Below are 25,918 nucleotides of genomic sequence, written 5' to 3' on the forward strand. Positions count from 1 at the left end.
CTATAATTGTGTTATTCATTCATTTAACTATTTTTTTCTGTTTCTTTAGCTTTATCATTAACATCTATTTCTAAATCAGCAAATGTTAAAGTATGATCTGAAATCCAGTTCATTACTTTAGCATAATATTCATGATTAGCTTCATTAGTTGGTGATCAACTTTTAATAATTTGTTCTATTTGATTATTAGTTAATTGTTTATTACCTTTTTTATAATAATGATTAAGAGCTGCTCTTATTCATTGTTCATTAATAATTGATTGATCAAATAAAACAGATCATAAATTAAATTTAGAAGCATTAATTACTTTAGAATCGGTTTTAGCAAACATCTTATCATATGGTTGAGATCATCTATTATAATTTTTTCCAAGAGATGTTCTATTTTCTCTACTTTCAGCAAGTAAAGAAGTATATCCATCATTAATTAATTTAGCAAAAATAGCTTTTTCATTATTAAGTTTAATATTAGTATCACCTAAAAAGAATAGATCATTATTAGCTCCATCTTTTTCATCAACAAACTTCATTACTTCAGCTACTTGGTAAGCTTCATTTAATTCTCTAGTTCCTTGTTCAGTTTTAATAGGATCTTGTTTGTATTCAAAGTCTTGTTTTTCTTCTTGTTTATATACTTCTTTTGGTTGACCAGGACTATCAAGATGTGATGCTACCATACTAAAGTCAAACTTATCATCTAAAGTAGCAAATGTTAAACCAAAAGGTGGTCTTGCATAAGCAATCTTTTGATTATTAGTAGCTTTATTTTTAAAATGTTGATCAAATAAAATATCAGCATTAACATCGTTTTTGTAATAAATACCATCATTAGTTGGTTTTAGTTTAGTAGTATCATAAATAAAAGCTACTCGTTCAGCTTGGGTTTCATTACCAGCTGAACTTAAATCTTCACTTAATCTAAAGCTTCATTTGTTTTTGTTTTCATCTAATTCATATTGATTCATTAACTTAACAATATCAGCTACTGGTTTTTCTATTTTTTCTTTAGTTTTATCACTTCTTTTTTTAGCATTGATTTCAGTTAGTGCTATTACATCGATCTTATTAGCTAAAATGATTTTAGCAAGGGCTTCTGATTTAAAATCATTAGTTCCACCTTGATTAAGTACATTTCAATGAGCAAACCTTATATAGTTCTCTTGTTTGTTAACTGTTGTAGTAGGAACATTAGATACTAAATTATTAGTACTTTCGGCTTGGTTAGAGTTATTTGTTTGATTAGTATTATTGTTATTGTTATTGTTATTGTTTTGATTTGTACCTTGGTTATTGTTATGGTTTGATTGTTGATCTTGAGTTGTTGTTGTTGTTGTTGTTGTTGTTGTTGTTGTTGTTGTTGAATTAGGTGTATTAGATAATTCAACAACTATGTTATTAATTTCATTAGCTTGCTTAGAGTTTTTAGTTTCATATACTAAAACTTTATTTAATGAATATTGTTTGTTTTGATCTAAATTTGAAAAGATTGCATTAGTTTGGTTATTAACTACTCTTGCTTTGTTTGATAAATATAAAGAATTATCATTAGCTTTTAATTGAACTACTACATATTGATTATTAACATTTTGAATGTTTAATACTAATTTAGCTTTGTTTTTATTAAAGCTTAATTGGTTATTAACTACACTAATGTTATAGTTCTGTTTTGAAACAACATCTTTTAAATTAAAACAAGAAACAGAAGCTGCAGTTGATAAAGTAACAGCTGATGTTGCTACTAAACTACTTAGTATTATTTTAAAAATTGATTTTTTAATTTTCATAATTTGCCACCCTTAGTCAATTAATAATTCTACTTGTTTTAGGAAGGTTATTTTTAATTAGTTTATTAATTGGTTTTAATTTTTTAGTTTAGCTTTTTTGTTATAATTTAGTTTATGGGGGTGTCACGGTTTCGACGGGACATGGCGGTTATAGTTGCAAGTGGGGTCTGCCCCTTATAGCTTCGAGGCATAATAAATGCTAAAAATACAAAAACTAATGAAGCATCTCTAAACCCAGTGTTTATGGCTTCAGCTATTAACAATCAAGCTCAATACGCTTACGCTTTTTAGTTAGATTTTAATAGTTTACTCTTCACTTAGTTATCGCTATTAGTGACTATTTGAGGATCATCGTATAATAGCTTTATTTAATTGGTTTTTTATTGGTTAACAATTAAGTAAATATTTATAACTAATAGCTTATTATTATAGGTTGTTTTATTACTTGATAATAAGCTAATTGAATAAAACTAAACTTGTAGACGCTATAGTTTAAGTGTTGCGGAAAGGGGTTCGACTCCCCTCATCTCCACCATCATGAACAAAAGCTTTATACACTGTGCAATTCAGTGGTTCATGTAAAGAATAAACTAATCATTAATTAACTTTTAGTTAGCTTATAAACTAAGCAACTAAGGGTTATTTTTTTGTTTCTTATTATTTAATTTTAGGTTTTAAATTTATTAAAAAATAAATTATCTAATTAAAATCCGCTTTATTTTTTATTTATAAACTAGTATAAAAATGATATAAATAAATGTAAAAAACTTCTATGTGAAATATTTTTATAAAGGACAAAACTATGACAAAATTAAATAAAAAGGCACTATTCTTTTCTTTAGCTGCAATAGCAGCTGGAGCTGGAGTAGTTGCAATTGCAGCTTCTTGTGCTAAATCAGCAGAAGATAAAGAAAAAGATAAACTTATTAGTGATTTTAAAGCATTCATGAAAGCGTCAGCTAATGGTAATAAAGAACTTGAAAAAGTTTATGAACCAATTATAAAGAATTTTGAAAATGATCTAAACAAAGCGTTCAATGCTGCTAAGACCCCTGAAGAAAAAAGAGCAGCACTTGCTCTTTTAAGATTAACTTTTGAACAAATTAAAAGTACAACACAAAAACAAAAATAGTCTAATCGCTTTTGTATAAATAGCATTAGTATAATTAAATCAACAAACCGCACTAAGCGGTTTTTGTTTTCTTAATAAGTTATAAGTAAAGTTAATTTTTAGATTAAGTAAACTATTTAAAACCTTATAACATTTATAATTATTATATTGTGATTATTAGTGTACTCTTAAAAGGGATTTAAAGATGGAAAATATATTAGAGTTGATTAAGAATGAGAAGGTGGAATGGAAGAGATTAGGGGAAGTTTGTGAAATAAAAAAGGGACAACAATTAAATAAAAATCTATTAAATAATGATGAAATGTACCCAGCATAAAATGGTGGTAAAACTTTTTCAGGAAGAACTAACAAATATAATGTAGAAGCTAACACAATCATCATTAGTCAAGGCGGAGCATCAGCAGGTTTTGTTAATTTCATAACTGAAAGATTTTGAGCTAATGCTCATTGTTTTTATTTATTAGATTATGAAATAGTTAATAATAAATTTCTATATCATTGATTAAAATTAAATGAAGATTATTTAATGTCTGTGCAGTATAGTGCAGGAATACCTGCATTAAGTAAAGAAGTTATAAGTAATATTCTTGTCCCTGTTCTGTCTTTAGAAGTACAAGAAAAAATTGCAGAAATACTTGATCAATTGACAGAACATGTTGCCGTATTACAAAATGAATTACTACTAAGAAATAAACAATATAACTACTACAGAAACTCTCTTCTTAGTGAAGAATACTTAATTAAGAAGACACTAGAACTTTGTGGAGAAGATGTAGAAGTTGAGTATAAAATTATTGCTGATCTTTGTGATATAAAAAAGGGTGAACAGTTTAATAAAAACAATTAAATGATGATGAAATGTATCCAGCATATAATGGTGGTAAAACTTTTTCAGGAAGAACTAACAAATATAATGTAGAAGCGAATACAATCATCATTAGTCAAGGCGGAGCATCAGCAGGATATGTAAATTTCATAACCGAAAGATTTTGAGCTAATGCTCATTGTTATTATTTAATACCCAATCAATCTGTAAATAATAGATTTTTATATCATTTTTTAAAACTTAAACAAGATTATCTAATGGCTGCTCAATATGGTGCTGGAATACCATCCTTAAGTAAAGATACAATATGAAATATTTCTATTTCAATACCGCCCCTAAGAGTTCAAAACCATATTGCTTCAATTCTTGATCAATTTGATACATTAACCAACAACCTATCAGAAGGTCTTCCTAAAGAAATAGAACTTCGTCAAAAACAATACGAATACTATAGAGATCTTCTTTTATCATTTGATCAAACTAAAAACTAATCCATTCAATTAACCCTACATTCACTATACTAAACTAATCCTTCCTACTTAAGTATAAAAACAAAAAACCCGAACGAATAATGTAAATTAATGTTTACATTTTCATCAGGCTTTTTATTAACTCTAAAGCTTTTTATAAATATCTTCTAATCTTATTTAGTTTCAGTTCTAAATCAAGATGGGTATGATTTATAAGCATTTTTAAGTTTTGGTTTAAGATCTTCTAGTTCTTGTTTATGTTCTTTAATTAATTCTTTAAGAGCTTTAATACTATTTTGTGTTTGTTCTTTTAAATCATCTTTTTGACTTCAATGCACGCAAGCTTTTTGTTGATCATCAACTGAACAACAAGTATCAAATTCACTTTCACAAGCACATCCATAAAGACGTGCTAGATGATCTAAAATAGGATATCATTTTTGAGCGTGAGTATTTGGAATCTGGTGTGGATAGTTAGGGTAGTTAGTGTTCATATAAACAGCATGTTTATAAACTAACTCTCTAAAAGCGTGAACATGTTCACACTCATCCAGATCAATATGATTAGATGCTTGAACAAAATATAATAAATGGTTTGGATAATATTTATTATTTAGACAAGAATATTTATCTCCACAATCATTCTTATATTGTTGAATAATACCATCTAAATAACATAAATCACCACAGATTGGATAATTACATTCTTGATTTAATTGATGGTGGTGTGCTATATTTGGTGCACAACATAAATGTTGTTCATCAATTTGTTCTTCATTAGTTTCTAATTGTTCTAAATCTTGTTGTTGATTAATATCACTACCTTCTTTTAGATCTAATTTAGTTAGATCTTCAAGTTCAGCTGCAGTTGATGTTAGAAAATTGTTTTCTGCATAATAAGTATTAACTTCTTCTACTTGATTTTGTTTAGAAGAACACTCTGAGCTTTTAATATCAAATTTAGCTAATTCTTCATTTAGTTGTTTAATAATTCTTGTTGTACTAAAACCACAAATTTTACAGCGTAAGAATTGTTTAATTAACTTTGTTGAACCATTATCGTGTAAATGGTAAATTGTTGGATCTGTTTGATTATGTTTGTGAGTTTTGTTCATAATTTAATGATTCTTGTTCACTTTAAATAACTATTTATCAACTATATTATAAATAATTTAGCATTAATATTAAAGAGTTATTTGTTCATTATTTAATATGCTTTAGCAAAAACAGTTAATTTATTAGTAACTTTGTTAGTTATGATACAAACTCCTTCTTGTTTTGTATCATAAATACATCTTGTTGAAGCATTTGTTAAAGCTTTGATCTTTTCATCATCAGCTTCGCAACCATCAAAGAAAGCAAGAGCTACTTTATTATTAGCTATTGTTTGTTGTAATTCTTCTAATGAATTAACTTTAACTAATTGTTGGTCTAATCGATCTTTAGCTAATTGATAGATATTGTTTTTAATATCAACTAACGTTGTTTTTAAATATTGATCTAATTGATCTAGATCACACACTGTTTTAGTTTTAAGATCTCGTCGATAAATCATTACTTGGTTGTTGTTATATTCATTAGCTGCAACAATAATACTAATTGGAGTACCATTGATTTCATTTTCAGCTAATTTAAAACCAACTCCTTTATCTGAAGTATCTAGATTGCATCGATAAGTATTAGATAATTGATTATATAAATCATTAGCTAAATCTAATAGGTGTGGGTTTTTGTTAGCAAATAAGGTACAGATTGAAATTTGTACTGGGGCAATAGCTGGGGGAAGAACTAAGCCCATATCATCAGCATGAACCATAATTAAAGCACCAAGAGCACGCGTTGAAATTCCTGCAGACATTTGATGCACATAATCTAGTTCATTGTTTTTGTTTTGGTATTTAATCCCATAAGCTTTAGCAAAGAATTGCCCTAAGTAGTGTGAAGTTCCAGATTGTAAAGCAACACCATCTTGCATAATTGCTTCAATTGTATAAGTTAAATCAGCTCCAGCAAATCGTTCTCAGCTTGTTTTAACTCCTTTTAGAACAGGAATACATAAAAACTCTTTAAAGAAGTGTTCATATAAATCTAAAATCTGAACAGTAAACTCTTCTGCTTCTTTTTGGTTAGAAAAAATAGCATGTAATTCTTGTCAATGGAATTCTGAGTTTCTTAAAAATGGTCTTGTTGTTTTTTCAGCTCTCATTACAGAACATCATTGGTTATTTTTAATTGGTAAATCATTATAACTATTAACTATTGTTTTAAAGTAGTTACAAAATAAAATTTCACTTGTTGGTCTTATTACATATGGACTTTCAAGTTTTTTATCACCAATATGTGTTACTGTAAATAATTCTGGAGCAAACCCTTCAATATGATCTTTTTCTTTTAAGAATTCTGTATATGGAATTAATGTTGGCATTGCTAAGTTTCTTACATTAAGCTTATAAAATGCTTTATCTAATTCATTACGGATATTTTCTCAAATTGCTCAAGCATTAGGAGCAAAAACCATTGATCCTTTAATATCTGTATATTGCATTAATTTAGCATGAGAGACAATATCTGTATACCATTGAGCAAAATCAACTGATCGTGGTGTGATTTTATCTAATCTTTTATTGTTGTTCATATTCTATCCTATTGATCCTGTCATATCTAACTTTAATAATCGATTAAGTTCAGCAGCATACTCCATTGGTAGTTCATCTGTAAACTCTTTTAAGAAACCAAAGACAATTAATTCTTCAGCTACTTCTGCACTTATTCCTTTTGAAGTTAAATAAAATAATTGTTCAGCATTAATTTTAGTAATTGTTGCTTCATGTGAAATTGATGAAGATGAGTTAAGTACTAACTCTAAAGGGAAAGTATCACTTCGTGCTGTTTCATTTAATAATAATGTATCACATTCAACTTTAGAAATACTATTATGTGCTTCTTTACTTATTTTAACTAAACCCCGATATCTACTATCTCCAGTTCCATATCCAACTGCTTTTGAAACTATTTGTGATTTAGTATGTGGCGCTAAATGAATCATTTTAGCTCCTGCATCTTGAACTACTCCACTTTTAGCTACTGCAATACTAATACATTCACTTGAAGCATATGGTTCAGCTAAAATTGAACAAGGATATTTCATATTAACTTTTGAACCGATGTTTCCATCGATTCAAGCCATATTTCCATTTTGTTGTACATATGCTCGTTTAGTTACTAGATTAAGAACATTATCACTTCAGTTTTGAATGGTTGTATATCGGCAAGTTGAATTTTTACCAACAAAGATTTCAACCACAGCAGCATGTAAGTTATCTGATGAATAAATAGGTGCAGTACATCCTTCAATGTAGTGAAGGGATGAATTATCATCAACAATAATTAATGTTCGTTCAAACTGTGCCATTGATTGAGAATTAATCCGAAAATATGATTGCAGTGGTTTTTTGATGTGTGTATTCTTAGGAACATAAATAAATGTTCCTCCTGATCAAACTGCGGTATTAAGAGCTGCGTATTTATTATCAGATGCTGGTACTAATTTCCCAAAATACTTCTTAAATAAATCTGGATATTTTTTAGCAGCTGTTTCAGGATCACAAAAAATAACCCCTTGGTCTTCTAATTCTTTAATAATTGATCCATAAACAACATCTGAATCATATTGTGTATGCACCCCATTTAAAAACTTAGCTTCAGCTTCAGGAATATTAAGAGCACTAAATGTATCCTTAATCTTTTGTGGTACATCATCTCATGATTTTTTAATCCCATCAACGACAGAGATGAAATAGTAGTATTGATCAAAATCAATGAAGTTTAGATCAACTCCTCATGTTGGATTTTTCTTTTGTTTAAATACTTCATAAGCTTCAAGCCGGCTATCTAGAAGTCATTGATCTTCTTTTTTATAGTTAGAGATTGCTTTTATAACATCAACTGATAACCCTTTGGCTGTACTAAATCGTTCTTTAACATCATCAGAAAACCCATAAGCGTATTCAGTTGCTTTAAATTTATTATCTTCCATCAATTAAACACTCCTTTAAGGTTTTGATCCCAATTGTTGCACACTTGATTCGATTTGGTTGGTTTTTAACATTATAAAAAGCAATTAATTCATTTAAATGATCTTCACTATATTGATCTCCACTTACCATCTTTAAATAATTATCAATGATATTTAAAGCTTGATCAATCGAACTATTAAGTACACTACTACAAATAATATCAGTTGATGAAGTTGCTATAGCACATCCTGTGCCACTAAAATAAACTTCTTTAATCATTTCATTTTCTAATATTAAATGAATTGTTATATCATCAATACAAGATTCTGTTTTATTATGTTTAGTTAAGTGGTTAGCTAATTGTTCTATTTGTTGTTGATTAAGCTTATATTTAGGTCGTTCATAGTGTTCCATAATAATAGAACGTAACACTAATGGATCTTTAGATAATGCCATTTAATTCATCTCCTGGTTTATATTCCTTAATTGCTTTAACTAATTTATCAACATCACTCTTATCATTATAAAGATAAAAAGAAGCTCTGATTGCACATTCAATACCAATAATATGATTAATTACCTTAGCACATGATAAACCACTTCTTACAATAATGTTTTTATTTCCTAAATAGTTAGCAAAGTCTTGACAAAAAACATTTTTATAACTAAATGCAATTGATGTAGAAGAGTCATCTTGATTAAAAATTTCTATGTTTTCTATGGTTTTTAGTTGTTCTGTTGCATATTTAACTAATTCTAGTTCATGATTTCTTATTGCTTCATAGCCAATATCTAATAAGAAATCAACACAAGCTTTAAAACCATAAATCCCAGCAACATGGGGTGTTCCCCCTTCAAAACGCATTAAATTATCAAATAATTCATACTTTTCTAAATTAATACTAAAGTTCATTCCACCCCCATATTTTAAGGGTTCTAATTTAGTAATTAATGATTCTTTAATATAAGCTAAACCAATCCCTGTTGGTCCAAAAATCTTATGAGCTGAACATACTACAAAATCACAATTGGTTTTGATTACATCAATCGGTCGGTGTTGAATTGATTGTGTTGCATCAACACAAACTAAAATCTGTTGATTATATTCTTTAACTATTTTAGTAATAGCTACTTCATCTAAAATATTACCAACTAAATTACCCCCAGAAGCAAAACTAACAATTTTAGTTTTAGCTGATAAAGCATTTTTAAAATCTTCTAAAGTAGGATAATGATTAAGTTGATTAGCAAAAACAATCTTGATTCCAATCTCTTCTCTTAGTTTATATCAAGGAAGTAGATTTGAAGCGTGTTCAGAATAAGTTAGAATGATTTCATCATCTTTTTTTAATCATTTCTTTAAACCATTAGCAATTAGATTTAAAGATTCAGTTGCACCTGATGTAAAAACTATTTCTTGGATTGATTTAGCATTAATTAACTTAGCTAAGCTTTTTCGTGCATTCTCTACTACAAGGTGTGATTTATATGCAAATGTTGAATCACTATTATGAGGATTTGTACAATCATATAAATAATATTGATTAATGGCATCAATCACAACTTGTGGTTTGTGAGTTGTTGCTCCTGAATCTAAATAAACAATATCAGGATTATTTTTAAATCAAGGAAATAAATGTTTATAAGATTTCATTGTCTTTAAAATTTAGCAAAGATACTATTAATAATATCTGCATACTTATCCTTTATTTGATCATCAAAATTAGCAAATACTTCATTAAAGAAAGATTCTAGAATTAATCTAATTGATGCATAGTGTGAAATCCCACGAGATTGTAAATAAAATAAGATGTCTTGTGAAATACTACCAACTTTAAGTGAATGCCCTGCTTTTACATCATTACTATTAATGATTAAATTTGGTTCACCAATCACTTTTGCTTCATCAAATAAACTAGCATTGATGTTTTGATAAACCCCATTACCTCTTGTGTTTTTACCAATTGTTCCATTTAATTGAATTGCTGTTGTTGATTCATTAAAACCAATAACTCGAACATTATTCTCACATTCAGCATAATGTTGATCAAACATTAAATGGGTTGTTAGTTTCTTTTTGTATTGATCAAAGTTTAAGATTAAAACATGAATCAGTGATTTTGAATTTGCTTTTAAATTAACTTTAAGATTGATTTCTGAATCCCCTGGAAATAAATCAATCATATAAATTTCTTGTTCTAGTTCATCTTCTAAAGGATTAATATCAATTTCTAAATCTTTATTGTGTTCTAGAACAATTAATTGTTTATTCTTTGAAGTTTGCTCCACAACTCATTAATCCTTTTTTAAATTCAAAATCAGTTTCACTATCTTCAATTACTTTAATTCCTAATTCTTGTTCAACTCACTTATAACCTTGGTTTTGGATTTTTTCAGCTAATTCATAACCACCAACTTGAGCAATTTGTCCATTAATGATCATTACTACTTTAGTTGGTTTTAAGATTTTAAATAATCGGTTGTTGTGTGAAACATATACAATTGCTTTTTTGTCTTTGATCTTTAATAAAACATTAGCAATTGCATTTAGTGCATCAATATCAAGTCCTGAATCAATTTCATCTAAAAGAATAAAATCTGGATCAAGAGCTAACATTTGTAAGATTTCATTCTTTTTTCGCTCTCCCCCAGAGAATCCATCATTTAATGATCGTTTTAAAAGGGCAGGATCTAAAGCTAAACTTTTCATATGTTCTGATAATTCTTGATATAAATCAAAAACATTAACAGTTTTTTGTTCTCTTTTAGTAGCAACAATCGTTCTTAAAAAATCTAACATTCCAAGTCCATGAATTTCAATTGGATGTTGGTTTGCTAAATAAATTCCTTTATTAGCAATTTCATTAGTTTCTAAACCAAGAATTGATTGATCATCAACTAAAATATCACCATTTATAACCTCTGTTAAGTAATGGTTCATAATCGCTTTAAAAAGCGTTGATTTACCATGTCCATTAGGACCCATGATCGCTACTACTTCATTTGTATTTATTTCTAAGTTAAAATTTTTTAGAATTAACTTTCCTTCTATTTGGACATCTAAGTTTTTAATTGTTAGCTTTTCCAAGACCTAGCACCTTCCTATTTTATGTAGAATATTTACTATTTTATAACTCTTAATTATAGTATAATTATCAAATTGATACATTACAAAATTAGTTAATAAATTGATTTAGGATTTAAAATATATAAAATAGTATAAGGATTTGTTATATGAAATTAAAGAAACTTTTTTCAGTATTAGGTTTAAGCACATTAGCTGCTTCTAGTTTAGTAGCAGTTGCTGTTGCTTGTAATAATACAACTAAAACTAATTCAAGCACTTTTAGTAAAATCGTTAATGTTAACAATGGAATGTTTTTAACAAATGATATTACTACTAAACAAGCTCTTAAAATGGCTTTAGCTTCTGATTTAGGAGTTAATGAATTAAATAAAGCAATTGCTAAACAAGCAATATATTTTTGAGCTAAAACAAATCAAAATCCTAAAATTTCAAAACAAGTAACTGATCGTGAACTAGAATTAGATAATGAACTAAAAAGACACCAAACTAATGTTAACAATCGATTCGGTAAGGATGCAAATGCTGTTCTTCAAGATGGATTATTTGATCCAAACGGAGGAACTGCAGCATCTTGAAAACAAATCAATGCATACAACCATACTTATAATCTATTTACAACTGAATTATTTGAACACTTTAATCAATTAATTAGTATCAATAATAACAATCAATTAGTTTTAGCAACTGATTTAAGTGCAGAAGCTTTATTACAAAAAAATGAAATTGTTAAAAGCACTAATGCAGGGGATAGAAACAAGATTGTTTTAGATACATCTAATCCATTAACTAAAAAGTATGCTCATTTCTTTAACTTCTTAGTTGATGATTATATAGCTAACAAATTACCTTTACCAACATTTAATTTTGAATTTAAATATGATAGTTTAGCTACTCAATCAATTTATAACAAGAAGTTATTTACAAATATTCCAACTAACAATCAAGCAAGTAATGCTTATCCATTCTTTTTAGATGCATCAACTGATGCTACTAAATTAAATACAACATCACACTATGTTAATGTTGTTAAATTAATTAATGAAAACAAACATTTAGATGCTAATGGTTTTGTTAATGTTGATATTAAAGAAAACAATAATGTGGCTATTAATCAACAAACACTTTTATTAGATCAAATTAAAGCTCGTGAAGTATTACCAACAACTAATTTAGCTCAATTAGGTGCTTATATGTTGTTGTTTAATACACTTGAAACTAATTTCAAAATGATCGATAAGCTTGATGAAACAAATCCATTACTAAACTTTGTATTGAAGAGTGAAAAGGCAACTACTGCACCAACTACTCCAGCTGCTCCTTCTAGTCCATCTACACCAAGTGGTTCAACTAGTCAAGCTAGTCCGTCATCTCCATCATCACCAGCACCAGCACCAGCTGCCCCTGCTGGTTCTCAAACAAATTCATCATCAACAACTAAACCAGTCTCATCTAGTGAAACAGTTACTGAACAAAATCAATCTGGTTATGTTAATTTATTTTACCCACTTAAATTAGGTGATAATGATGCATTTACTGGGTATTTAAAAGATACTATTGCAGTTAATCAAGTAGTTTATGTTAAAGATAGAAACATCTTATTAGCTAGAACAGATAAAGGTGTTCAAATTATTGGTTTAAATAATTTCAAAACGTTAAAAGAAGCTGCAGCTAAAGGTTTTAGTAGTTTAGTTAATGAACTTAAGAATCATTTCTTATACCAAGGTGCATTATACAATGCTACTAATAAACCAACACCAAGTGCAAAAGCTAAAGGTCATAACATTAAACCAGAACTTGAAACTTATTTTAAAGCTAATCAAGATCGAATCATTGCATCTTATTTAGCAAAACATAACAACGATCAAAACAATTTATTCTCAGCTTCAAAAGAAGCAATTAACTTAAATGATCAATTAATTAAAATCATTAATCTTAATAATGAAATTAGTTCAGTAAAATCACTTCAAGAACATGAACTAGCTCTTAAAGGTAAAGTAATTAATTACAATAAAGCAACTAATTTAAATGTTGATCCAAAAGCATTCTATAATGCTGGAATTAATGTTCCAATTAATCTTACTCAAACTAAAGAAGAGAATAAAAACCCTTATTATTCATTACTTAGAACATTTGTATCAAAAACATCAAACAAAACTTTACAACAACTAAATACTGAATTTAATTCAGCAATTGATAGTTATGTTGATCCACTTAACTTTGAACAATTAGTTAAAGTTTATGAAAACAGCCAAGTTGTATCATTAGATAACTACATTCTAAACCAAGTCCTTAATAACTTCATTAGTTCTAACCAATTTGAAGCCTTATTAAGAGCATCAATTTACAAGAAGTTTTTAACTCCTTACTTTGATTTAAATACATTCCATCTAAAAGCTGATAATGAAGCTGCTAAATTATTTAATCAAGCAATTGATACTTCAATTAAATTGCCTTTAATTAATGCTAACTTATCTGCAGATTTACTTAAAGATAGTTCTAATCTTGATAATGTAGTTAATCAAATCACTCAATACTGAAACGAATCTTATTTACTTAATGGATCATATGCTAATCAAGAATTAAGATTAAAAGATTACACTAAATACATCAACAGCTTAGAAGCTTTAGTTGTTTTAGCTTGATTAATCAATCACAACAATAATCAATTTACATATGATAATTTAATTTCATACCTAAAGCTTCTAACTGCTAACAACCAAGTTATCTTCTTAGCTTGAAAAGGTATTGAAAACAGTTTAGCTAATCCACAATTTGGTAATGATCCTAAACAAGATTTAAGTTTTAAGAAATACCAGCTAAGTACTAGTAACCCACTTAATGTTTACACTTTAAACAAAAATGATGTTTATGAAGTACAAAATAATGAAATTAAACTTAAAGAAGATTTCTTAAAAAATGTTACTTTAAATGATGCAGCTACTTATTGAAACTTTACAGTTGATCAAAACAAACAACAATATATGAACTTCTTAGGTTTAATTACTAAAGAAAACCAAAAAACTAAAGTTGGACCTGATTTTGATAAAGTAAGTTTATATGATAAATTAGTTTACACTAATAAACCAAACAGTAAAGGAGCTGGAGCTTTATATGGTTTTGGTTCAAAAGCTAAACTAAAAGCTCTTGTTAATAGTTTTGTTTCTTATAACGAATACAAGCAATTAGCTAAAGAATTGTTTGCTCTTAATTTTGATGGAACAGCTAATATTAAATTTGATCAAATAGTTAAAAATGAACGAAAAGTAATTAGTGGTTCACAAACTACTAATCAAGCTACAACAACTAGTTTAGCTTTAAATGAACTAAAAGAGATTATGAATGCAGGAATTGATGCATTACCAAATGAAGCGTTTAGTCGTTTAGAGTTTAGTTATGTTTACAACAAACTAAACCCAAAAGCTTCAGCTACAATAACTAAAGCTAATAGTAATATCAAACAAACTTTAGCTATTACTCAAATCAATCAAGATGATGTACTTAAAATTAAAAACAACAATAATCAACTAAATCCAGCTTTATTAGCTAATAACCAATTCTTTAAAATGGCTTTAGATCTAGCAATTAGTGATCAAGCATTAAACATTAAAGCTTTAGCTAGTTTACCAGAAACAAACAAAACAGTAATCTTTGATAAACGAGTTGCTAATAATATCCAAAAAGTAGCTCCATTAATAACTTTTAATAAGAATTAAAAATGAACAAACAAATCACTATTCTTCCTTCAATTCTAGCATTTGATAAAACTCAAACAGCTAGTTTAATCAAAAGCTTTAATGATCATCAACTAAACCATTTCCATTATGATATTATGGATGGAATTTATGTAGAAAATGTTGCTTTTAGTAAACTTGAATATCTTGATCATCTACTAGCTAATAACTGTTTAGTTAATGTCCATTTAATGGTTAATGATCCAACTAAATGAATCGATCAATTAATTAAATATAAACCATATGCGATTAGTTTTCCTTTTGAATTAGTTAATAGTCAATCTTGTTTAGCTTTATTAAACAAGATTAAAGATAGTAACATTAAAGCTGGAATTGCGATTCATCCATCATTTGTTTTAGATGATTATAAACACTTACTAAAAGATGTTGATTATGTTACTTTTATGTCTGTAGTTCCTGGGAAATGTGGTCAAGCTTTTTTAGCTGATACATACACTAAACTAAATGATTTAATAGCTTTTAGAGAATCATCTAATATTAATTTTGAAATTGAATTAGATGGTGGGGTAAATTTTGATGTAATCAAAAATACTCTAAATCAAATTGATTATTATGTATCTGGTTCTTTTGTTGTTAAGTATGTAAATAATCTTGATCAATTTAAACTAGAAATCAATCAAATTATTAAATAATATTAATCTTTAAATTAGCTAACACTTTTTGTGTTGCCTTTTATTATAAAACCGAATTTAGTATAATTACTATTAGCTTAATGTTGATTAGTTAATGAAAGGAGGGTTTATGAAAAAGTTATTTTGTTTAATGAAAAGTATGTTAAAGCTTTTCTTTAAAAACAAAGCTTTGATCACACAACTATCAATTTTAATGATAGTTACAACCCTTGTCATTACAACAGCAACAATTACAATCCAACGTTTAGATAAAGCTCAAAATGATATTAAAAAAGTAAGTTTAACAAGTGATTATGTAGCTGTTGAAAATGATGCCAACAGCATTGTTTTCAATGATCTAGAAATAGTTTATAACAAACTAGCTAATCCAGCTAAAAAGATTGTTAAATTACATGTTTTTAACAAAGCTCGATTAGCTAGAAATAATAATTACATCAAACTTAAACCAACAAATCCTAAATCTCCTTATTACTGACCAATGGGAGTTAATGAAACCCCACTTAATTTAAGTGGAAATGTTGATTGAAATGCGATCAATAACTTACAATTAGAAACTGTTTTCTGATTTAATGATGGTATTCAAACTGCAGCTTGAAGTGCAACAAACTATGAAAACTTTATTTATCAAAACAAAAACAATAAAGTTGAATTCGTTGGTGTTCAAGATCTAGGTTATGCTAAGGTTCTTTTTAATAGTGATGATCTAAGCCCTAATGCTAATAAGGAATATAGTACTTATAGTGTTAATATGGGAATAGTCCAAGCTAATCAACCATTTGCTAAAACCTTTGATTTTAGCAAACATAACTTAAACTTTAGTCTTAATGAAAACTTAAGAAATCCATTCTTAATTAATAATGTTAACTTTAGAACTAATAAGATTCAAGATTCAACAAGTAATCTAAATGATAATAAGAAGTATTTAAACTCTTATGAGTCAGTTTATAAACAATTAACTCAATATATTAGTACAAATACAACATTAGCTGATTATTATGAATTTGACTTATTTGTAGATACTTCAAAACTAACTAATGAATATGCATTATTTGCTACATATTTACAAACTAAACATCATCCAGATCAAATAGCTAAAGAACTAAAAATTGATAACTTAACTACTAAATATAATGATCTATTTAGAAATAAAGTTTATTTACCAACTAAAATTGTTGATGATCCAACTAAGCTTGAAGATGTAATTAGTTCAATCAATAAAGCTAAAACTTTAATGATTAAAAAGATTAAAGATGAAACAAGAGCTTTCTTTAATAATTCAAAAGAACAATCAGCTTACAGTAAACAAGAACAAATCAATTTGTTAAACAAAATTGATAATTACAACAACCAACTATTCTTATTAGATAAACAAAGTAGTGAGTACAGTAAAATCTCAACTGCTAAACGAAATGCTACAATCGAACTTGAACGTAATAAAAATTTAAGATTTTTAGCTGATCAGCTTAAGGATGTTGGGTTCTTGTCAATTTTAGACCAACATGATATTTATTACAAAAAACACCAATCAGCTAATTACACTGATGTTAAAACAAATACTAACTTCATAGCTACAAATATCACTAACCCAACTTATTATCAATCTAAAGTTGTTGATGATAAAACTAAATGAATCAACCAACCAGTTAGTTTAGATGAAAAGTATGCTGATTCACAAAATGCTAATAATAAATATAAACGTCTTTATTTTGATAATGATGATGCAACTAAGATTAGTCGGTTTAAAGAATATTATTTAAATTATTATGAATACTATAATACAATCTGAAAAACCTATGCAGCTAATACTAACAATCAAGTTGAAGGAAACTTAGTTGATAGTCATGATTATACTTCACTATTTAATCCAGCATCAGTTGGAATCTATCAGCTTCATAAATTCTTTGAAGTCTTATTTAATGAAGCTGAATGATTATTAAGTGAACAATATCTAGCTAATAACTATATATTTAGTCTTAATTTATATAGATTGTTATTACCCTTTAAAGATGGAGTTTATCAATATAAACTAACAACAAACTATAAAAACAAAACACCCCTTGTTGCTGTTTATAAAGATTATGATGATAAGAATAATAAGAAATATTATTACTTTGAAGGATATGGAGCAGGTGATCAAGCTTTTATTAATGTAGTTCATAATAAAGATCTACCTAAAAGAATTGAATTAGTTAATATAGTTAATAAATCAGATTTTAATACTGATTATGATCCAAACTCTAAGATTAATGTCGATCAAATTGTATTTAATCAATATGTCCTTAAAACAATTAACTTTAATAAAGGTTATAGTGATTTTAGTACTGCATCAGCTTCTGAATTTATTAATTGATCAGCTACAAATCCAGATGAATACAAATTATTTACTAAAGAACTTAGTCGGTTCTTTAATACATATGCTTTTGTATCACAACAAAGTAACTCATACAGTTTCTATATAGAAGCAAGATTAAAAGAGAATAATATCTTATTTGTTCCTTTTAATATTAATGTAATTAATCGAAGTTCTGATTTAGCTTTTGTAAGTAATTCATACTTAGCAGCAAATAGTGATCCAAAACAAAGTGGATACAAAAAAGTAGCTAACTTAGAAGATTTTAAATTAGCAGCTCAACTACCATATATTAATAGTGATAGTTCAGCTCCTTATATTGATTATTATGATGAAAATAATCAATTAGTAAGAAAAGCTAAAGATTATCGAAGTTGATTAAGATATGTTGTTCCTGAATATAACAAAGTTGATATTAACGGGCAAATCTTCTTTATTATTGGTAATGCTGAATCTTCTGAATTCTTATTCCCAGCATCAAATGTTAATGATATTTTAATTGATCCTAAAAAAACTAGTGTGCTTTATTTAGGGGCATCTGGGTTTGATAAACTAAGAGCAATTGCTCCAAATGTGCCATTAGTTGAATACTACAGTATTAAAGCTAATGCTCACTTATTAGATATTGCTAAACAAGCTAAAATCTTTAATGGTTTAAAATCACAACTTAATGCAAGCAAACAAGGATCAATTTATAAAAAGAGTGATCAAAATCACCCTTTCCCAATTTATAAAAAACGATCTTATTTCTTAGATGATTTAAGAAAGATCATTTTAATTATTGCAATTTCATTAACAGCACTAATTTTGATCTTAGGAATATATTTCATCAGTTCTAGTTTAAGAAATCTAGTAAGCAAAAACCAATCAATGTTTGGGGTATTACAAGCTCAGGGGGTATCAAGAACAAGAATTTGATTAGCCTTTATGCCTTTTTATACTATTCCTTCGCTTTTAGTTTTAGTAATTAGTTATACAGCATCATATTTCTTACAACCACTTGTGATGCGATTGTTTTATTCATACTGATTAGTTCCAATTCCAGCACAATATGTTTCAGTTGGTTGGATCTTTGCAATTCCAATAGCGATGACGATTACACTAGGATTAATCTCATTTTTAATCATCTTTAGAATGCTTGCTAAATCACCATATAATACAATGCGTGGGGATGCTGGATTTAAGATTAATAAAGCTGTTTTAGCTATTAAATCAATCTTTATTAAGTTTGGAGCAATTTCTGTACTTCGAGCAACTTATGTGATTGCTAACTTTATGCGGATGCTAATTTTATTAATCATTGCATCCTCATTCTCCATTATTGCTTCAATCATAGCTACAACCAAAGACACCTTTACTAAATCAGCTAATATAACTAATGAGTTGCGTGAGTATAAATATGCTGTGGATTTATACTCACCAACTGAACAAGGTGGTTTTTATTACATTAGTCAATTTAAAAACCTAGGAGCAAGAAATGAATTCTCTCCATTCCCTAAAATCATTAATGATGTTAATATTAAATTAAAACTTAGATCATTAGCTAATGAACCTGTAATTATTCAATATTTAAATTCTAAAAAAGAACTTGTTTCAATAAATTCAATTATTGATCAAAATGGTAATATCAACTTTAATCCTAATTTATTAGATAAAGATATTTATGAATTTAGTGCTATTTATTGAAAACAAAAAAATAATCAATTAATTAAGATTATTAATAAGAATCAAATAGCTAATGATCTTAAGATCATTGATTTAAAAAATAAAGGGCAATTCTTATTTAAAAACAAAAAACAATATTTAGTTTTTAATAAACAAGATTTTGCTAATCTTGATCAACTAGTAGCTATTTATCAAAGTAAAGATAAGATTCATCAAATTAAAGCATCTGTTGATGATCAACTTGTTTATTTTGATTTATCTTCACTTCCAAAAAGTGAATTTGATTGAGAAATAGTTTCAATCAACAATAGTTCAAACACTATTCTTAAAGCTGATCAAATAAACATCCATACTAAAGTATTTAATAACAATAAAAATGGTTCATTTGTTTATAACTTATATAGTAGAGATTTAATTGTTTACTTTAATTTAAAAGATCCTAAATACTTTAATCAACAAGTTAATTTAGTTTATGGCTTTAATGGAATCGAAGAAAAAACAATAACTTCACAAGTTGATAGTTCTGGTTTTGTTAGTTTTGATTTAAATAATTTACCAATTATTTATAATAATGCAGATCAAGCTGTTGTTTATTTCATTAAACGCTTAGCTTTAAATGATAGTAATAAAACAATTATTTATGATTCTAATAGTAATGAGTTTAATAATAGTATTAGCATCTTAGATAATACTAAGTATGCTAATAAGAATAAAAATAATCAACAACTAATAAGTTTTGATTATTTAACTAAAAACAGACCACTTAAAGCAGTTATTAAACAAACAAGAATAGTTAATAACAAACCAAGAGTTAATACGATTTATTTATATGGGCATTTAGAAGATAGTTCTACATTAATTATTGATTACAATAGTTTAACACCGAACTATACTTATAAAGTTGAAGAAGTTTATTTACTAAATAGTGAATATAACATCTATTTAGATGATCTTAGTGTAATTGATAAAACAACTAAGAGTTCATTACCTTATTCAACATTACAATATAATAATGCAATGCGTGTCATTAAGAACTTTGGAACAGCAAACCCAGAGTATGGTGATTTATTAGCTAATATTTACTATCCATCAATTTCAACCCAACCTGAAATTATGAACAATGTTAATTTCTTTGATGGCAAGATTATTTCTAAATCATCTTTAGATGGAAATATTGATGTTACTGTTTCAGATAAGAAATTACAATTTAACCCTTGGATTTTTGCTAAAAACTTCTTACCATCAATTGCGATTGCTAAAGCTGAACTTAATGAAGTTAAATTATTAGATGAAGCTTTTAAAACTTTTGGGTACGAAATCATAGATAATAAAAAAGTTGATAAATTATATGATGTACCAACTTTTAATAATGATGGTATTATTAGACAAATTTCATTATGAACAAAAGATGGAAAAGCTCCTAAGAGCTTAGATGATCCAAACAACTTCTTTGTTAAGAAAAATGATCGATGAGAAATTAACACCTTACCTGGGGTTGTTACAAGACAAGGAGCAGCTGAATTCTCTCCTCAATTTGTGCGATTAATTACACAAATCTACACTAATGATAAAACCATTAGAAACCAATATAAATTAGGACTTAAGGTTGTTAATATTGATGATGATAAAATCCAACAACCTTATACATATGTATCTGGTATTATTTCAAACACTAAGAAGTTTGCTAACAGTAATGTTAAATTAATTGGAATTGATTATAATAAAAACAAAAATAGTCCTAATACTATTAATCCTTATCAACAAATTTATTTAATTAATAAAGATAAAGAAAACTTAATTGATTTAATTAAAGATGAAGACATTAATAGTGATGGTACATATAATGTAATCATTAATCAAGTTGTAGCTCAACGCTACAATCTAAAAGTTAATGATGTATTTGATTTAGATATAACAAATCATATGCAACGATTAACTAATGAATTTAATGACCAATCAAAAACTTATAGTGCTAAGTTTAAAGTTGTTGGAATTAGCTATTCATTAGTTAACCAACAAATGGTGATTAATCAAAAAATAGCTAATAAGTTATTAGGGTTTTATGAGTATGCTAAAAGAAAACAGTTTGAGAATGGTTTTAAGATTATTGAAGAACGAATGTTTAATGGGTTCTTTACTAAAGAAGATAAACCATTATTCTTTGATAATTTAATTTCATTCTACGCCCCATCAGGTTTATCTCCTGCTTTATTAACTTGACCAAGAATCAATTTAGCTGATCCAAACTCATTAGCAGGAACTGCAGACTGAATCTTCTTAATTAGTTGAGATAAAATTAATTCAATCTTAAATGGTAGTTTTGATCCAACAATTAAAACTTGACCAGGGTTTAATTTACAAAACTATGCCGCTTTATTAAATAAGATCATAAGAATCTATGGATCTGAAGCTAACTTAGCTTCGTTTAAAGATGTTGATGCTAACATCAAAAATTTAATCTTTGCTAATACAATTGATAGAACTTCATTCTCATTATTATTAATTATTATTCTTTCAATCCTACCAAGCTTAGTGATTATTATTGTTTTAATTGCTTCAACATTAGCAAATGAATCACAACGCTTGATTGCTGTGATGAAGATCTTAGGAATGAGAGATATGAAGAATGTAAACAACTTCATGTTTGTTTATCCAATTGTTTGATTATTAAACATAATCGTAGCAACACCACTTTCATTTGGAATTATTTATTTATATAAATGAGCTGTGTTTAGTGCATTAAACATTGTCCTATTACCAGTTATTCCTTGATGAATCTTTGTAATCAGTTTTGGCTTTGTTGGTTTAGTATTAATTCTTGCTTGATTAAATACATATTATAAGACTACAAAACTAAATCTAACCCAAGCCTTAAATGAAACAAGAACATAATTAAATCTAGTATTTATAACTAATAAAGAAAAAGCAAATAAGAGTTTATTCCTTGTTTGCTTTTTTTATATACATTTTATGTAGCTAAATAGTTATAATAAAAGTGTACTTATGTCGTAGACTTTTTATGAAAGGAATTTTAAATATACTATTAATGACAAGAAAGTTATTTATATGAGTAAATTTAAAAGTAAAAAGGGCTTAATATTAAGTGTTGGAGCAGTTTTAGCTGGTATTAGTTTAACTACTATAGTTGCTTCATGTGCACCACTATAGCTAAAAAGACAACACCAACTCAAAATCAAAAAGTTGAAACAAATAAAGAAGTTTCAACAACAAAAACAACTCAAGATCAACCGCTAATCAAAGACAATCAAGTAAACAAAGAACAAATTCAAGACACTAAACAAACTGAATCAAAAGAGCTAAAAGAATACAAAGAAGCTAAAGAATTTGTAATAAGTAATTATTCTTCATATGTATTAGCTGATGAGAAAACAGTTGATCCTGAAGTTAAAGAATATGGTTTAACATTCCTAAGTGAGAGATTAGCTATATTAGAAAAAGTTAAAGCTAAAATCGATAAGAAAGAATCTTTAGCTGATATGGCTGATGAGCTATCAAAAATCAAGACACTAAAAGAAGATTGAGAAAAAATCCAAAAAGAAAACACTGATGCACTTAAATCTGTAAATCCTGATTACAAGGAAGATGGAGAAGTTCCTGAAAAGGAAAACTGATGAAGTACTGATCCTGATTCAAAAACAGATAAAGCTAAAGGCGATCAAACTCATGGTGGTAAAGCTCAAGGTGATGAACCACTACCAGCAGATCAACCAGCACCACCAGCGGACCAAGCAACACCTCCTGTTTCATCACCTGCACCAGCTAATGTATCAGATGAACAAATAGAAAATGTTATCAAGCTATTCAAACAACAAAATTTTTCATTAAATGGTTCAGTTTTTCTTTTGAAATCATTTAGTAATATAAAAGATAAACAAGAATTATTAAAATTAATTGATTTATATAAGAAATATTTTGATAGTGAGGTTTCTAAATATTTAAACAAGGAAAAATTAGTTAATCCAAACAATGTTGCATATTTAGCTACACTTTATTCTCAATTCAAACAATTTGTTAATTTGTTAACTCAAATAGAGAGATTACATAAAAATGGTAAAACTGCATATTTAGAAGCGGTTGAAGCTGGTGCTAATGAAATTGTAGCTAGTCTTGATGAATCTAAATTCACTCCTGAAAAAGATCCAAAAGGACACAATAAACAAGACGCTTATGATGAAATTAATCAAAAACTTACAATCCTATTTTATGAAAGTCTAAAGAAAGAAACAAAGTAATAAATTCATTAACATTGATACGAACTAAAAAAGAGAGCACAGACTCTCTTTTTCTTTACCTTATAAACACTTCGGCAAAAGATAACCAATCAATTTGCTATCCTATCCTATCCTATCCTATCCTATCTACTCCAATCCATTTCTCACCAAAACATCTAATAATAATTTATAAGTCTCTGAAACATCCTTAACTTCTTGGTTAATAATCTCAAAATTATCAACCTTTTGGTTGTTAATTAAAACTTCTAGTTCTTTAATGTTATAAAGAACATCAAACAGCTTTTCTTCTGTTATTTTATATTGATCTTCTAGTTTTAATTGATCATTAATTTTATAGATTAAATAGTTTAAATAGATTAATGTTATAAAACATAAACAGATATAAGCTTCTATATGATTAATTGTTAATAATGATATTGATTTATTATCTAATAATAGATCAATAGATTTAAAAGTAGAACTATTATTAGATAAGTTAATAATTTCACTAATTTTTAAATTAGATATGTTGGTTACATAAACATAATAACCATCATACTTTTCTTCTTCTCTTATTCTTTGTTTATCTAGTTGATAATAAGAAGTATTATTAACTGGTTTAATAAAAGAATAAGAGTTAAATAGATCAATATCTTTATAAGATACTAATTGGTTTTGATCCATCTTATCAGTAAAGCTATTTATTATAGCTTCTCTGTTTTCTCTATCTTCTAAAGCTTTAGTATCACTATAAGTGATTATTTGATATAAAACAGATCCATTAGCTCTTTTACTGTTATATAGAGATTGAGATTGTTTAATTTTATATCTTATATTGTTTTCAGTTTGATAATCATCTAAACTAAGAACATACTTGCTAAAATCTTTACTTCTTGGTTGCATTTTATAAAAAGTAATGTATTTTCAATTCATTGATTCTAAGAATCTAATGTTTTTGTTAGTACAAATTGATTTGTCTGCAATAATTGTTAAATGATCTTTATTATAGATTTTAGCAACTTCTAATAATAAAGGAATAAAGGTGTCTTTTTTAGAATAAGTAGATGGAAAAATTTTGTAGTATAAAGGGATCTTATTACTATTAGATAAAGTAGCTACAATAAAATCTTTATTGATAGGTGTTCAGTTTTTAAGTGATTTAAATTTATTAGATGATTGGTTTGAATTCTTTTTAGAATAGTTATTTGATACATCAAAGTATAAAATGTTAGTATCTAAATTAGTTTTAGATTCTACAGTTGTGTATATGTTCTTTAAAATAGAATCATTGTTTTTAGTAATATAATCAAGTGAACTATATAATTGATTATTAAATGAATACTCTAATTGATCTTGTTTATTAGTAGTATAACTACTAAAGTTTGAACTCATATTTTTAATAGATTGATCAATTGTTTTAAAAACTACTTGATTAAAAGAGATTGATTCAGATATTTTATAATCATCAAAGATATTAAAATAATTAAATAGTTTCTGTACAACTTCTAACCCTTTATATCTTATAATGGTTTGTTTGTTAATTAGTTTATCCTTTTTTAAAATATTGTCTAATTGTGCTTTAGCTTCTTGTTTTGTTAATGATAATGAGAAGTTAGCAATAATAGCTTTTATTACTTTTAAAGGGTCATCAACATATTGTTTTAAATCTTCAATATAGCCATAACCAAATCTCATAACAAATCCTTTGTTATCTAATTTAGGGATACCAATTGATAAATATTCACCCTTTTTAACTCGTGAAATGGATGTTCTCCATTGTCTTCTTACTTCTGATGCTTTCTTTTTCATGTAAATATTATAGCAATAGTATAAAAACACTTAAAAGCTATAATTTTTAATTGGTTTTTGGTTTATAAATTGATGAAGATGGTAAAGATCTAAAAAATTACTTAACCGGAACATATAAGTCAAAAAGTGCTTTTTTTTTTTTTTTTTGCAAAAGAAGAAAAA

The 25,918-nt window shown here is 27.0% G+C and carries 16 protein-coding genes, 1 other RNA gene and 1 pseudogene; 9 read left to right on the top strand and 9 right to left on the bottom strand.

All coding sequences use genetic code 4. The features are described from left to right. Window positions 1-23: 23 nt before the first annotated feature. Window positions 24-1,784: an endonuclease/exonuclease/phosphatase family protein gene (locus UDIV_RS01495; RefSeq protein ID WP_051749405.1), complete on the bottom strand. Its 1,761-nt coding sequence runs from the start codon at window positions 1,782-1,784 to the stop codon at window positions 24-26. Between the two features lie 116 nt (window positions 1,785-1,900). On the opposite strand from UDIV_RS01495, the gene ssrA reads away from it, so the two are divergent. From ssrA to UDIV_RS01510, 5 genes and pseudogenes are all read left to right on the top strand, one after another. Further along, window positions 1,901-2,319: a transfer-messenger RNA gene (gene ssrA, locus UDIV_RS04270) on the top strand. Between the two features lie 267 nt (window positions 2,320-2,586). After that, complete coding sequence (locus UDIV_RS01500; RefSeq protein WP_038102323.1) at window positions 2,587-2,916, top strand: Vmc-like lipoprotein signal peptide domain-containing protein; 330 nt, start codon at window positions 2,587-2,589, stop codon at window positions 2,914-2,916. A 184-nt stretch (window positions 2,917-3,100) separates the two neighbouring features. Continuing rightward, a complete protein-coding gene (locus UDIV_RS04375) occupies window positions 3,101-3,232 on the top strand; it encodes a restriction endonuclease subunit S (protein ID WP_156021864.1) in 132 nt (43 codons plus the stop codon). 21 nt (window positions 3,233-3,253) lie between these two features. Beyond that, window positions 3,254-3,763: pseudogene (locus UDIV_RS04200) on the top strand (restriction endonuclease subunit S); the annotation flags it as partial. Window positions 3,764-3,774: 11 nt separating this feature from the next. Beyond that, the gene (locus UDIV_RS01510; RefSeq protein WP_051749409.1) at window positions 3,775-4,233 is read left to right on the top strand and encodes a restriction endonuclease subunit S; all 459 of its coding nucleotides are present in this window, start codon (window positions 3,775-3,777) and stop codon (window positions 4,231-4,233) included. 152 nt (window positions 4,234-4,385) lie between these two features. Here UDIV_RS01510 and UDIV_RS01515 read toward each other — a convergent pair whose 3' ends face one another. From UDIV_RS01515 to sufC, 7 genes are all read right to left on the bottom strand, one after another. Then, on the bottom strand, window positions 4,386-5,327 hold the full coding sequence (locus UDIV_RS01515) for a hypothetical protein (protein WP_038102326.1): 942 nt from the start codon (window positions 5,325-5,327) through the stop codon (window positions 4,386-4,388). Window positions 5,328-5,419: 92 nt separating this feature from the next. Beyond that, entirely contained in the window at window positions 5,420-6,847 is a 1,428-nt protein-coding gene (gene proS, locus UDIV_RS01520) for a proline--tRNA ligase (RefSeq protein WP_038102329.1), read from the bottom strand. A 3-nt stretch (window positions 6,848-6,850) separates the two neighbouring features. After that, window positions 6,851-8,248 (bottom strand): Fe-S cluster assembly protein SufB, encoded by a 1,398-nt coding sequence (gene sufB, locus UDIV_RS01525; protein ID WP_038102332.1) that lies wholly within the window; start codon window positions 8,246-8,248, stop codon window positions 6,851-6,853. Continuing rightward, a complete protein-coding gene (gene sufU, locus UDIV_RS01530; protein ID WP_038102338.1) occupies window positions 8,238-8,684 on the bottom strand; it encodes a Fe-S cluster assembly sulfur transfer protein SufU in 447 nt (148 codons plus the stop codon). The genes sufB and sufU overlap by 11 nt, the downstream gene beginning before the upstream one ends. Then, window positions 8,671-9,882, bottom strand: coding sequence for an aminotransferase class V-fold PLP-dependent enzyme (locus tag UDIV_RS01535; protein ID WP_038102339.1), 1,212 nt, complete (start codon window positions 9,880-9,882; stop codon window positions 8,671-8,673). Before UDIV_RS01535 ends, sufU begins: the two co-directional genes overlap by 14 nt. Before the next feature lie 5 nt (window positions 9,883-9,887). After that, the gene (locus UDIV_RS01540) at window positions 9,888-10,517 is read right to left on the bottom strand and encodes a SufD family Fe-S cluster assembly protein (protein ID WP_038102340.1); all 630 of its coding nucleotides are present in this window, start codon (window positions 10,515-10,517) and stop codon (window positions 9,888-9,890) included. Continuing rightward, window positions 10,495-11,316: a Fe-S cluster assembly ATPase SufC gene (gene sufC, locus UDIV_RS01545; RefSeq protein WP_038102346.1), complete on the bottom strand. Its 822-nt coding sequence runs from the start codon at window positions 11,314-11,316 to the stop codon at window positions 10,495-10,497. The genes UDIV_RS01540 and sufC overlap by 23 nt, the downstream gene beginning before the upstream one ends. Window positions 11,317-11,462: 146 nt before the next feature. Here sufC and UDIV_RS04510 point away from each other — a divergent pair, with 146 nt between their 5' ends. The 4 genes from UDIV_RS04510 (at window position 11,463) to UDIV_RS01565 (ending at window position 23,968) form a co-directional block, all read left to right on the top strand. Beyond that, window positions 11,463-15,029 carry a DUF3713 domain-containing protein gene (locus UDIV_RS04510; RefSeq protein ID WP_038102349.1) on the top strand — a complete coding sequence of 1,189 codons (3,567 nt, stop codon included), beginning with the start codon at window positions 11,463-11,465 and terminating at the stop codon, window positions 15,027-15,029. A 2-nt stretch (window positions 15,030-15,031) separates the two neighbouring features. Then, on the top strand, window positions 15,032-15,700 hold the full coding sequence (locus UDIV_RS01555) for a ribulose-phosphate 3-epimerase (protein ID WP_038102350.1): 669 nt from the start codon (window positions 15,032-15,034) through the stop codon (window positions 15,698-15,700). Window positions 15,701-15,809: 109 nt separating this feature from the next. Continuing rightward, window positions 15,810-22,607, top strand: coding sequence for an ABC transporter permease (locus UDIV_RS01560; RefSeq protein WP_038102351.1), 6,798 nt, complete (start codon window positions 15,810-15,812; stop codon window positions 22,605-22,607). A 260-nt stretch (window positions 22,608-22,867) separates the two neighbouring features. Continuing rightward, a complete protein-coding gene (locus UDIV_RS01565) occupies window positions 22,868-23,968 on the top strand; it encodes a hypothetical protein (RefSeq protein WP_038102356.1) in 1,101 nt (366 codons plus the stop codon). Window positions 23,969-24,094: 126 nt separating this feature from the next. Here the strand turns inward: UDIV_RS01565 and UDIV_RS01570 are convergent, their stop codons facing one another. Continuing rightward, the gene (locus UDIV_RS01570) at window positions 24,095-25,756 is read right to left on the bottom strand and encodes an IS1634 family transposase (RefSeq protein WP_038102357.1); all 1,662 of its coding nucleotides are present in this window, start codon (window positions 25,754-25,756) and stop codon (window positions 24,095-24,097) included. Between the last annotated feature and the right edge of the window lie 162 nt (window positions 25,757-25,918).

Source organism: Ureaplasma diversum NCTC 246, assembly GCF_000731915.1.
Classification (GTDB): domain Bacteria; phylum Bacillota_I; class Bacilli_A; order Mycoplasmatales; family Mycoplasmoidaceae; genus Ureaplasma; species Ureaplasma diversum.